A 12,193-nucleotide genomic window follows, 5' to 3' on the forward strand; every position below is an offset into this window, starting at 1 on the left:
GCATGACGCATCCGATTACTTCATTAATATCACCACAGAACGTGCTTGAACATCATACGTGGATGAGGAAACCACAGCAACTTCTTCCGGCTCCAGTATATCCTGGGGACTGGCCAGAGAGGTATCGACGACTCGTTTCCACTCGCCGGGAGCCCCTTCATGAATTCCAAAGTGACACGCGTTTGCGGAAGCATTGATCATCACATAAATGTCGGCGTCTTCCTCTTCTGCACCGTGCAGGCAGAATGCCAGTGTTTTCGAATTCTCTGAGAGATCGACATAGTGGGTGACCCCATACCAGTTGATATCGTCTCGCCAGAAATGTGACCGGCACAAAGAGGAATGTCGCTTGCGAAAGGCAATGATCAATTTGACAAAGCGAAACATGTCGCGGTGTGTGTCCAGTCTGCTCCAGTCGAGCCAGCTTGTTTCATTGTCCTGGTTATAGGGGTTGTTGTTTCCTTCTTGTGTCTGCAGAAACTCATCTCCCATCCGAAACATAGGGGAGCCATTAGACACCATCAGCAGACAAAAGAAGTTTTTGACCTGTTGTTTTCTGAGCTGCATTACTTCTGGCGAGGCACCCTCTTCGCCTTCCCAGCCGCAATTCCAACTATAGTCGCGTGTGCCATCGACGTTCTTTTCGCCGTTTTTCCAGTTCCGTTTTTCGTTGTAGGAGACGAGGTCATATAAGGAAAACCCATCGTGAGATGTAATGTAATTGACGCTCTGATACGGTCGGAGGGCATGCATGCAGTCATCGGGAAAGAGGTCCGAACTGCCATATAGTCGGGTCATCAGATCCGAAACACGGCCTGAGTCGCCGCGAACAAATTGCTGTAAAGTATCTCGATAGGCGGCGTTCCATTGCATCCAGCGATGGCCGGGGAATTTTGAACCGAGTTGAAATTCTCCGCCCGCATCCCAGGGTTCTGCGATAAAACGTCGGCCAGCCAGAGCCGAGTCGGAAGCAATTTGACCCAGAGTGGTTGGATTCGTTTCTTCAATACTCCCGTCAGCTCTTCTCGTAAGAACACTGGCTAGGTCAAACCGAAAGCCGTCTACGTGCATCTCCCCGGACCAGTATTGCAGGCTGTCGATTATTAACTTGCGAACTGCCCGGTTTGCTGTGTGAAGTGTGTTTCCTGAACCAGAGTAGTTCGCATAGGGAGAGTCTGGGTTACCTGTCGTTGAATAATAGGTTGTGTTGTCAATGCCTTTGAAGCTATAGGTTGGGCCAAATTCATTTCCTTCGCCCGTGTGATTGTAGACGACATCAAGGATGACCTCGATATCCGCACGATGCAGTTCCTTGACCATCTCGCAAAATTCGATATGACGTTCGCATGTTTCTTGCGACGTGCAATAACCATCGTGAGGAGCAAAGAAACCGAGGGGCATATACCCCCAGTAATTTCCGTCCTGGGTATCGAATTGATATACGGGCATCAGTTCGACTGCCGTCACTCCCAATTCTTTCAGGTAAGGGATTTTTTCGATGACGCCGGCGAAAGTACCGCGTGCGTCTTCAGCAACACCGGAGCTACTATGTTTGGTGAAGCCCCGGACATGCATTTCATAGATGACCAGATTAGAGGTATGATGAATGGGTTCATCGTCCTCCCAGGTGAACGCACATTTGATCGATTGCAGAACAGATAAAGGAGCACGGCCCATATTACTTCCCGGCTGGCAGGCAAGCTGCCGGTCAAATGTGGGGGGGAAGTAGATGTTGCGTGAGTAAGGGTCGACTAATAGTTTTTCCGGATCGAAAGTGTGCCAGTCAAAGAGACCTTCTGGGGAAGGGCCGGCTATCTGGTAGGCATAATATTTGGCATGTTTGATCTCGGGAGCCGGAATACGACAGTGCCAGATTTCCGCGGTTTTGTTGCGATGCGGTTCAAACTGAAATTGAAAGACGGGTTCATTCAAATTCTCTTCGGTAAAGAAGAGGATCGAAACCTGCGTCGCGTGTTTTGAATACAGGGCAAAATTATAGGCATTCTCCGATGCGATCCAGGTTTCTCCCAGGTGAATGGGAGACCCTTCGATTTTATCCCAATGGTCCATGAGGTGATGTCCCTGTTAAGTCCGAGTGAGGTTTTGCAATCAAAGCGACGATGTCTGTCAGGATATGAGGCAAGGCAAGTCCGCCTGGCGAGGCCAGATATTTGGGAGTCCAGACCGGATCGAATTTTTCCTTATAACTTCGTAACCCTTCAAAGTGATAGAAGTGGTCGCCATGTCGAAAGATCAGATTCGCGGTCCGGTTCCAGACCGGCGCGAGGGGACGATTCTGCATTCCCGATAAGGGGGCCATTCCAAAATTGAACCAGGCATACCCTTCCTGTTTGCCCCAGAGCAGTAATTCAATAAACAGATATTCCATCACACTCGCCGGTGCTTCTGGCAGATATCTCATGAGGTCGACAGAGAGTTCTTCCTTGTCTGCTCCCTCCAAGACATTGGCAAAAGCGACTGTCTTTCCGTTTTGTTTCACGACGGCGATGGGAAACTGTTTGAGATAGTCTTCGTCAAAATAGCCGAGAGAGAAGCCTTTCTCAGAGACTTTTTTTGTTTTCAACCAGGCATCCGAGATCTGTTTTAATTCGGGAAGTGACCCAGGAACCTGATCAACGGGGATGATAGAAAATTCACACTGTTCTTTATGACAATGATTGACTGTTTGTCTGAGCTTTTTTCGACTGCTGCCAGCGATATCAAATGCTTCCAGAGGCACACGGGCTTCTTCACCCAGCTTTAGAATGCTCATTCCCTGATCGAGATAGAGGGAGAGGTTTTCGGGTTCGACCTGATAGAACACAGGCCAACCGTCATAACGGTCGACCAGTTCCCGGAACTGCCAGATCAGTTCGGCGCGCTCCTCTTCGGGACCCACAGGATCTCCGAATGTGATCCAGGAACGTTTCTGAACGCCATACATCAGGAAAGCCGTTTGCTGTTCGTTCAACAGCAGAGATTTATCTCCCAGTAAAGCCAGGTAAGGCGATGTTTTGGGGGCTGCCTTCACAATTTCAGTGACAGCAGCCAGTTCGCTTGCCGTTGGTACTTGAGAACGGGGTTTATGTGCGGCGATTAGTTTTGATAGTGCAAATAACAAAAGAAAGATGACAGCACCAATACTGCCGCGCATAAAGCGGGATGCGTTTCCTTTGAAAGTAAAGACCCACCAGAGTTCATTTGAGTAATCAACGTGCTTGTAGGCAAACAGACCGAGCCAGATCGAGCAAATGACAATTACCAGAATCGTGCTGGTCCAGGCCAGGCTGAATCGTGCGTGGATCAAAGTCCCCTTACGATAATACTGTTTGCGACTGACAAAAAGCGCGATCATGATCAAAGCCAGCAGGATTGCTTCTTCGTAATCAAAGCCTTTTAAGAGCGAGACGATCACGCCGAGTCCCAGTAATGAGGTGATTAACCACCAGGCGGAATCAAGTCGTCGTTGCAGGCCGCGTGCGAGTACCAGGAGTGCGGCACCAATCAGGCTGCCGATAAAATGGGAGACTTCGACGAGCGGCAGGGGGATTGTATGCTGCAGGTGCGCGAGTCGTGCTTTAACAATGGGAGTGGAGCCTGAAAAGAGTAAGACCGCTCCCGCCAGGAGCGTGCACCAGGAGAGAACCAGGGGAGTCACAGAGACAGACCAGCGATTCACTTTTTGAACAACCCGCGTTGCCAGCCCGTGTTGCAGAGAAAGTTCGTGCAATCCCAGCATGATAATCGCGATGAAGAGCGGGATCAGGTAGTAAATGACTCGGAATACCAGCAAGCCAGCCAGGATTTTTGCTGACGACGGGGAAGCAACCAGAGTTAAAATGACAAGCTCAAAAACACCCACGCCGCCGGGAACGTGAGACAGAACCACGGCCACCGTCGCCAAGAGAAACATTCCCAGGAATTCCGGATAGCCGATCGTCAGGTCAGGTGCTAACAAGGTGTAAACTATGGCGCCGACCAGCATCAGGTCTACCGCGGAAACCAGAAGTTGCAGCAGAGTCATGCTGGTTTTGGGAAAGTGAAATTCAATGCCTTTGACTGCAATCGGCGATTTGCGAATGAAGGGTAGGGCTGCATAAACGGCGGCGACAGCCAGCAGGCCATACCCGATCGATTGAACGTTTACGAATGGTAAGTGTAATGATGCCGGGACAGGAAAAGGATGTAAAATGAACACGGCACCGGCTAAGGCAAACACGCCAATCCAATAGGTTGTGCCCAGCATGATCACGAGCTGCAGAATTTCGACTGCCGAAAGCCCCCAGGCGGAATAGAGACGGTATCGGACGGACGTTCCCCCGAGCAGAGCGCCAAAATTATAACTGATGACGAAGCCGGTAAACGAAGCCAGTGAGATCTTGCGGAGCGGCAGCGGATGTTGAATGGCGCGTACTGCGAGATAATCATAGCCGATGAGAATCAGATAGTTGAAAATCGTTAAACCAGCGGCTGCCCAGAGACGCCAGGCCGGAATATGAGCAACGGCAGAACGGATCTGGTGCAGGTCGTAATGCTTCAACTCTTTGGAGAGCAGCCAGATTGCTCCCATGAATATTGTGATGACGACCAGAGGTGCAAGTTTTTTGAGACGATGAAGCATCTATGATTCTTATATCGTTAAGGCGTTTGTTGATCGCATTTGAATGATACGATCAGGAAGAACTGATGTGTGTCAGGACATGGTGTTAGCGTATCAGTATAGCCAGTTAATGAATCGGAAAAGGTGCCTACTATATAAAGTTTGCCGAATATGAAGAATGTGTTATCTGATTGATTCAGGACTCCGGCGCGTGAATATTCTTTCTAAATTGCGCTTTTGATGTAGTTGGGTGATTGAGTTTACCGTTAAGAGACACGGCTTATAAAATTTCTGAAAGAGATCATAAATAAAGCGTGCAATATTGAACAGACAGGAATAAAATAAATCGTAGTTGCTGTTTATGACTGGCAGCTCGTGTACTCTCTCACAAACAACGCAAATTTCTGAAAGATGTCAGAATGAATTTTCTCCTTCGACGGACCTGTTGTGGTCTTACGCTTCCCGCTTTGTTGCTATTGATTGTCTTTGACAGCTCTGTTGGCTTTGCTCAGTTTCAGAGAACTCCTCTGAATGGCGAGTCTGCGCCGCCGGCTCCTTCTGCAACGCAAACGACGGTTCAAACTTCTGGGGCCACGCAGGCCATCAAAAACATGGCAGCTGCATTTAAAGTGGCCTTCGATCAGGGGGATGCCCAGAAAGTAGCTGGTTTCTGGGCTCCGGAGGGTGAGTATATCGAGGCTAGCGGAAAACGGTTGGTCGGACGTGCTGCCATCCAAAGGGCATACTCAACCTATTTCAAGAAAAACAAGGGAGCGAAAATTCAAATCTCTGTCGATTCTGTTCGTCAGATTGGTGAAACTCTGGCGATTGAGGATGGTCGGACGATCGTATCGGTTCCTGAAGTGGCGCCCGAGTATAGCCAATATACAGCCACACATGTGAAGCGTAATGGACAATGGCAAATTGGCAGCATCAAAGAATCAGCAATGCCTGCGGCCGGTTCTCTTTCCGGAATCAAAGATCTCGAGTGGCTGATTGGGACCTGGGTTACCGAAGACAGAGGCATCACATTAACCACAGACTTTAGCTGGTTGCCCGGCAATAAGTTTATTGAGCGGACTTTCTATTCGACCATGAAAGGTGCAAAAAAAGTAGTGGGAAAACAGATTATCGGCGTCGATCCCATTTCCGGTGACATCATGTCCTGGACGTTCAATACCGATGGTAGCCATGCTCTGGGAATCTGGGTTCCCGTAGAGAACGGTTGGGCCATCGAATCGCGGGGAGTCACCAGTAACGGAATGATTACCAGTGCGAATAACATCCTTTCCAGGATTGATGACAACGGCTGCCGCTGGCAATCGGTGCATCGCACTGTGAATGGAAATCCGTTACCCGACGCACTGGAAGTTGTCTCCAAACGAAAATAGTGCCGGCTCGTACAATAAATTATTGCTTTTTTAAGAATACAGAAATTGAGGATTGATCGAATGAAACTTTTCATCAGCGTCCTTTCCATTACGACCTTACTCTTTGTCTCGTCTGATTCGTCTGTCTCCTGGGCGCGCGGCTTTGGCGGCGGTGGCTTTCACGGAGGGGGCGGCGGAGGTTTTCGCGGTGGTGGAGGCGGTGGCTTTCGCGGAGGCGGAGGAGGCTTCGGTGGTGGAGGATATGGAGGCGGTCGCAACTTTGGTGGAGGTGGTGGATTTGACGCAGGTTCCCGAAACCTGGGGGGCGCAGGCGGTTTCAATGGCAGCCGGTTTTCCAACTATGGTAGCCGCTTTGATGTTCCCCCTCGTTTCAATGACAATACTGGCTTCGATAGCCGTTTCGCCAACGAAGCGCGATCATTTGATAAGTCGAATATCGGAAATATCAACCGTCCCAATGGTGGCGACTTCAGGCGTGGCGGTCTCAATCAGGGGGGGGGGAACGGCTTGCGTGGTGGTCGGACCGATGGTTCTTTGAATGTAGGTAATATGAACTTTAACCAGCGGCCCACACGTCAGGGACTGGACAATTTTCTGGGGCTTCCTTCCGATGCCGGTCACAATTCCGTCACCAACTCGCATCCCCAAATTCAGGATTTTACGGGACGCGATACCATTAATCGTTCGATCTCGAATGGTTCCGGTTCAGGTAATATTTATCATGGACCCAATGGGGGAGTTGCTGGCGGCGGAAGTTATACAGGACCGCGAGGAAATACGATTTCAGGCGGTGGTGCCATTGGCCCTGATGGGGGGCATGCCGCGGGCGGTTCCATTGACGGTAAGAATGGTGGTTCCGCAACCGGTGGTCGTGTAGTCGGTCCCAATGGTGGGTCGGCTGCGGGAGGCAAAGCCGTTGGCCCGAATGGCGGGAGTGCAGCCGGTGGACGCGTCGTTGGCCCAGGTGGTGCTTCTGCTGCAGGAGGAAGAGTGGTCGGACCGAACGGTGGCGGTGCCGCAGGCGGTGTGGTTCATGGGCGTGGTGGTGGAACAACGGCCGGCGGGATCGTGCATGGTCCGAACGGCGGTTATGCAGCCGGTTTTGTGCATGTGCCTCCTTCCACTCGTTATTATCATGGCGCAGTGATTCGAGGTGGCTTTTATGGTTACGGAATGTACTACCCGGGCTGGTATGCGGCAAATCCGGGAGTCTGGTATGTTCCTGCCTGGCCTGCGGGCTACGCCTGGAGAGCTTGTACCTGGGCTTCCATGATGGCCTGGTTAACCTTGGCAGATACACAGCCGGTTTATTATGACTACGGAAATAACGTGGTCTACCAGGACAACAGTGTGTACGTCAATAATCAGGATGTAGGCACGGCGGAAGAATATTCACAGCAGGCCAGCCAGTTGGCGGCCGCCGGTGCTTCTGCTGATGTCAACCAAAAGGAGCAATGGATGCCTCTAGGAGTATTTGCTTTGTCTGAAAGTGGACAGACAAAATCTGATTCGGTTGTCGAACTGGCTGTCAATTCGCAAGGCATTATCCGCGGAAATTACACCAATACGAAAACCAAGAAGACGCAGCAGGTGCAGGGATCGATTGACAAAAAGAGTCAACGTGCTGCCTGGACGGTGGGGGATGACAAGAATACCGTTTATGACACTGGTATTTACAATCTGACGAAAGATGAAGCTCCCTTGCTGGTTCATGTTGGAAAAGATCAGACACAACAATGGCTGATGGTGAGACTGGACCAGAAAGACAAAGATAAAAATGCTGCTGCGAGTGAATAAGGTTTGCTCAATTCACACAGGTCGCATTTGAAATTTAAAAAAACAGAGTTGGTCGTTCGAGGCCAACTCTGTTTTTGTTTCAGTCGAGTGCGATTCTCGCTTTACTCTTTGAGTGGCGCCAGATAATCGATGCGGTAATCTTTAGGGAAGGGGAGCACAAAATTTTCTTTCGCCCAGACATTCCACTTCTGCGCCAGTTGATTCACGAGCTCGGGTCGCTGCTCTGCCAGGTCATTCAACTCAGTGCGGTCTTGTGAGAGATCATAAAGTTCCCAGTCGCCTCCACGAAGCGCGGAAAGTTTCCAGCGTCCTTCGCGAATGGCCCGGTTTCCCTGATGCTCAAAATAGAGGGTGCGTTCTGTCTGTTGCTTGCCATTGATTTGAGGGATCAGGCTCTTACCAGGTAGCGGCAGCGTGGACTGGCCGTCCCATTTTTTGGGATAGCTGACTTCTGAGACCTCCAGTAGTGTAGGCACGATATCGATAATGTGCGCGGGTGTTGAGACAAGCGTCCCCGTTTGTTTTACCTGACGGGGCCAGTGAATAATGCCCGGCGAAGCAATCCCGCCTTCGTGGTTATAGTGTTTATAGAGTCTCCAGGGAGTATTCGATGCATTCGCCCAACCCGATCCCACGCTGTGATGTGTGTCCGGGCCTCCCATCTTGTCGAGCTGATCTCCCCAGTACAATGTATTATTCCGGCTGGACCGGATGTCGAAGCCATGCGGGTCCCACTCGGCACAGGCGCCGTTATCGGAAGTGAAAATAATCAGCGTGTTTTCCAGTTCGTTGTTTTGACGCAGGCTGGTAAGCACACGACCAATATTCCGGTCCATGCGATCAACCATCGCGGCAAAAATGGCCATGCGTCGTGCCAAATCTCCCCGACGGTCGGTCGGTAATGAATCCCAGGCCGGGTTCACGCGTGCCTCTGATTCCCCCCAGTCCCAGTAGCGAGAGCGGGGAGAAAGTTTGGTTTCCGGCGGAACGATTTTCAACTCTTTCATGCGCGCCAGTCTTTGCTTTCGGATTTGATCCCAGCCGACATGATAGCGGTCTGCATATTTGAGAATATCCTCTTTGGGAGCATGCAATGGGAAGTGCGGCGCATTATAGGCCAGGTACAGGAACCAGGGTTGATCTGGAGTTCGCCTGCCCATCCGCAGGAAATCGATCGCATAATCGGTGACGGCGTCGGTTCCATAAAACTCCCCTTTGGGATATGTGTGCGTGGCCCGAGAGGCAGGCAGCCTTGTGAAATGATCGACATCCCAGAACGTTTTCGCACTGACCAGCGTTCCGTAAAACTCTTCAAAGCCGAGCTTGGTCGGGTCTTCCGTTCCCAGATGCCATTTCCCTGAGAGAAAGGTTCGGTAGCCACCCTGCTGCAGAATTTGTGCAACGGTGATGGCTTCATCGGCAATGTGTCCCTGATAGCCTCGTTGGTTGAGGTTACGTGTCATATGCCCGAGTCCGATTCGATGAGGATATTGTCCAGTCATAATCGAACCACGGGAAGGGCAGCAGCGCCCTGTATTATAAAACTGAGTTAAACGGACTCCCTTGGCAGCCAGCGAATCAAGTTGTGGTGTTTCAATTTCACCGCCGAAGCAACCCAGGTCACTATAGCCTAAATCGTCGGCGACGATCAGCAGGATGTTAGGACGCTGAGATTGGGTTTCGGCACACCATGCATTTTGAAGATGATTTAAGCCAGCGAAGGTAACGGCAATCGAGAGGATGAATCTCATCTTCAGATGAGACAGCATTGTTGAGTTCATGGTGTTCGTTTTCCTGTTGAACGGAGTCTGGTGTGCAATTTCTCTTTTTACTGAGAGTATTTTGATCTTATCCAATTGCAAAGAGTAAAAATAGAATATATTAGAGTTTGATACTATGAATGAGAGTTCTAAACAGGGTCAGGCAGACCTAAAGGACAGAGTCACAATCAAGTTCCGGCTCTTGTGTGATCAACTGGTAATATTTGACCTGGCGATTGACCTCTAAATTGAGAAGCCCTTTATAGGGGATCGTTTCATCCAGATCGCAGTGATGGACGATCAATTCATCGCCGTTCGTTTTTGCGACGGCGCGAATTTCGCCCGAAGGCGCAATGATGCAACTCTCTCCCAGTTGTTCGACTCCCTCTTCAATGCCGGCTTTGGCCGCTCCCAAAACCCAGGTTCCGTTCTGGTAAGCGCCGGCCTGCATGCTGAGCTGATTATGAAAGCCGACCAACGGGTTGAGGTCGGGATATTCCGGAATCTGCATGGGCGTATTGTAGCCGAGTAATACGAGTTCCACGCCTTGCAGTCCGAGCACTCGATACGTTTCTGCCCAACGGCGGTCATTGCAAATACACATACCGACGACACCACCAAAAGCATTCCAGACTTGAAAACCAAGATTGCCGACATCAAAGTAGCGTTTTTCCAGATTCTGAAATGGATTCTGTGGTCGGTGTTCAACGTGACCTGGCAGATGAATCTTTCGGTGCTTGCCAACAATTTGACCATCGCGTTCCACCAGGAGTGAGGAATTATAGCGGCGGGTTTCTCCCCGGTTTTCAACGATTTCTGCGAAGCCAAGACAGAAGCCGATTTTGAGTTTCCGCGCTTCCTCAAACAATGGCTTTGTGACAGGGCTCGGCATTTCGCGTTCGAAATACTGGTCAATCTCGCGTTGATCTTCAATGAACCAGTGTGGAAAAAACGGAGTAAGACAGCATTCAGGAAATAGGACCAGCTCACAATCCTGACGGGCAGCCTCACGCAGCAGTCCGATTAATCGTTCGACGACTTCCTGTCTTGTTTGATTCAGAGAAATCGGTCCCATTTGGGCGACCGCAATCATGATCGATCTACTCATGTGAGTTTGGACTTTCTACGACCTGGATCGGTCTATCTTGCAGCAACAGTTCTAACAGCATCCTGTTTATGATCTCAGTTTCGGCAAGCGATGGAAAGTGGCGGTGATCATGGAAATAGCACAATCTTTCATGTTGCAATTAATCATCATATTTCCGTTTCCGTGTTTGACAAGGTGTATGTGTGAGCTAGGATAGGGTAAATGCGTTGAGTGTGGCAACAATGTTTGTCCTCGATTTGAGAGACGCAGCAAGTAGAATTTTCATGTGTCTTGTACATATTTTGAGATAAAGGGTTACTAAGATGAAATTGCAGAAGTCTATATCGAGCAAGGGCTTGCTTTGTCTTCTCACACTCTTTTTGGTCGTGAATTATGAATCACAGGCTCAAGAAGGGTCCGTCAACAATAAAACCACTTCAACGGCCCGTCAGAAGTATGCTGCCTTGATGAGCGAAGCACATAAAGCGCGCTTAAATCAGCACTATTCGAAGTATTACAAGGCAACTTTAGGCATCGTTGGAACCGATGCTTCCGGACCTTTGGCGGCTCATTTGACGAATGGTGCTCCCGACTGGTGGACCGGAGTCGGAACAGACATCAATGGCAATCCCGGATACGGCGTTGTCATTATGCACGTGGCACCAGGGTCTCCTGCAGATAATGCAGGGTTGATGAAATACGACATCATCCTCTCGTTTGGAAAACATCGTCTGGCTTCAGTACGTCAGTTAAACGCACTGCTCGCGAAAGCGCAACCAGGTCAGGATGTGAAATTGTCCGTTATCCAGGTCGGTGAGAATGGTGCTGTCAGTACCGTCGATGTCAAGTTGGGTTGGTCAGAACGGATCAATGCACCTGCTACGGGGAACCCCTCGCGAGCTTTTACGCCTCACTATCCTTCAGCGTCCAATTTTGGAAACGATGATGAATATCTCGTCAATCCCAAAGCACCATTGAAATATCAGTATGCGGCTCCCTATGAGTACGCTCCCAAGCTGGATCCGTCTACTCCGATGGATTTCGGCTCAAGCCTGAATAACTAAAGACGTTTCCGTCGTAACAATAATCAGACGCAACAGGCTATGCTCTCTTCGTGCATAGCCTGTTTTTTTGTATGGCTGTGATGGAGTTTTCAAATTAAGGAAGGCTTTCAAAATGTCCGGGAATACAAGGTCGGAAAAAGACAAACAGGTATTGGCAAAACTAGCTGAAATCGAAGCAGAAATGAAGCGAATCGAGTTTTGGACCGACGATCCAGTGAAATCGGAAGTGACCAATTTCATGGACGCGCCCTCTTTTGAGTGGTGGCTCCAGTGTGTGTTCTTACCCAATGCCCGCAAAGCAGCCAGAAAAGGCGAGTATCCTGAGAAGAGTCAGGTAGGGCTCTTGGCGTTGAGGCAGTATGATTATCATACTTATGTAGAAGAGGCGCAGCAATTACTGATGTTATTGAATCAATTCGATCAATTAGTCGAGAACTCGTAGTCGCAGTCAACGGATGATTTGTAGGCGCTTCCTGATTGACATAAGCCTTACC

At 49.9% G+C, this 12,193-nt stretch carries 8 protein-coding genes; 4 read left to right on the forward strand and 4 right to left on the reverse strand.

The features are described 5' to 3' along the window. Nucleotides 1-15: 15 nt before the first annotated feature. Both Pan241w_RS08810 and mprF read right to left on the reverse strand, forming a co-directional pair. Nucleotides 16-2,070, reverse strand: coding sequence for a glycogen debranching protein (locus Pan241w_RS08810; protein WP_145213946.1), 2,055 nt, complete (start codon nt 2,068-2,070; stop codon nt 16-18). Beyond that, nucleotides 2,054-4,621 carry a bifunctional lysylphosphatidylglycerol flippase/synthetase MprF gene (gene mprF, locus Pan241w_RS08815; RefSeq protein ID WP_145213949.1) on the reverse strand — a complete coding sequence of 856 codons (2,568 nt, stop codon included), beginning with the start codon at nt 4,619-4,621 and terminating at the stop codon, nt 2,054-2,056. Before mprF ends, Pan241w_RS08810 begins: the two co-directional genes overlap by 17 nt. Nucleotides 4,622-5,019: 398 nt before the next feature. On the opposite strand from mprF, the gene Pan241w_RS08820 reads away from it, so the two are divergent. Together Pan241w_RS08820 and Pan241w_RS08830 are read left to right on the forward strand one after the other, a co-directional pair. Continuing rightward, the gene (locus Pan241w_RS08820; protein WP_145213952.1) at nt 5,020-5,991 is read left to right on the forward strand and encodes a YybH family protein; all 972 of its coding nucleotides are present in this window, start codon (nt 5,020-5,022) and stop codon (nt 5,989-5,991) included. A 60-nt stretch (nt 5,992-6,051) separates the two neighbouring features. Further along, complete coding sequence (locus tag Pan241w_RS08830) at nt 6,052-7,788, forward strand: hypothetical protein (protein ID WP_198000419.1); 1,737 nt, start codon at nt 6,052-6,054, stop codon at nt 7,786-7,788. Nucleotides 7,789-7,889: 101 nt separating this feature from the next. Here the strand turns inward: Pan241w_RS08830 and Pan241w_RS08835 are convergent, their stop codons facing one another. Both Pan241w_RS08835 and Pan241w_RS08840 read right to left on the reverse strand, forming a co-directional pair. Beyond that, the gene (locus Pan241w_RS08835) at nt 7,890-9,569 is read right to left on the reverse strand and encodes an arylsulfatase (RefSeq protein WP_198000420.1); all 1,680 of its coding nucleotides are present in this window, start codon (nt 9,567-9,569) and stop codon (nt 7,890-7,892) included. A gap of 148 nt (nt 9,570-9,717) precedes the next feature. Continuing rightward, on the reverse strand, nt 9,718-10,656 hold the full coding sequence (locus Pan241w_RS08840) for an N-carbamoyl-D-amino-acid hydrolase (RefSeq protein ID WP_145213958.1): 939 nt from the start codon (nt 10,654-10,656) through the stop codon (nt 9,718-9,720). Nucleotides 10,657-10,958: 302 nt separating this feature from the next. On the opposite strand from Pan241w_RS08840, the gene Pan241w_RS08845 reads away from it, so the two are divergent. Both Pan241w_RS08845 and Pan241w_RS08850 read left to right on the forward strand, forming a co-directional pair. Then, on the forward strand, nt 10,959-11,699 hold the full coding sequence (locus Pan241w_RS08845; RefSeq protein WP_145213961.1) for a PDZ domain-containing protein: 741 nt from the start codon (nt 10,959-10,961) through the stop codon (nt 11,697-11,699). Between the two features lie 112 nt (nt 11,700-11,811). Then, nucleotides 11,812-12,141, forward strand: a complete 330-nt coding sequence (locus Pan241w_RS08850; protein WP_145213964.1) for a YqcC family protein — start codon at nt 11,812-11,814, stop codon at nt 12,139-12,141. Nucleotides 12,142-12,193 lie beyond the last annotated feature (52 nt).

It is taken from the genome of Gimesia alba (genome assembly GCF_007744675.1).
Taxonomy (GTDB): Bacteria; Planctomycetota; Planctomycetia; order Planctomycetales; family Planctomycetaceae; genus Gimesia; species Gimesia alba.

Bases quoted from the DNA above. Each gene is read 5' to 3' on its own strand.
- mprF (WP_145213949.1), bottom strand. From the start codon at position 4,621: ATGCTTCATCGTCTCAAAAAACTTGCACCTCTGGTCGTCATCACAATA.
- Pan241w_RS08840 (WP_145213958.1), bottom strand. From the start codon at position 10,656: ATGAGTAGATCGATCATGATTGCGGTCGCCCAAATGGGACCGATTTCT.
- Pan241w_RS08830 (WP_198000419.1), top strand. From the start codon at position 6,052: ATGAAACTTTTCATCAGCGTCCTTTCCATTACGACCTTACTCTTTGTC.
- Pan241w_RS08850 (WP_145213964.1), top strand. From the start codon at position 11,812: ATGTCCGGGAATACAAGGTCGGAAAAAGACAAACAGGTATTGGCAAAA.
- Pan241w_RS08845 (WP_145213961.1), top strand. From the start codon at position 10,959: ATGAAATTGCAGAAGTCTATATCGAGCAAGGGCTTGCTTTGTCTTCTC.
- Pan241w_RS08810 (WP_145213946.1), bottom strand. From the start codon at position 2,070: ATGGACCATTGGGATAAAATCGAAGGGTCTCCCATTCACCTGGGAGAA.
- Pan241w_RS08820 (WP_145213952.1), top strand. From the start codon at position 5,020: ATGAATTTTCTCCTTCGACGGACCTGTTGTGGTCTTACGCTTCCCGCT.
- Pan241w_RS08835 (WP_198000420.1), bottom strand. From the start codon at position 9,569: ATGAACTCAACAATGCTGTCTCATCTGAAGATGAGATTCATCCTCTCG.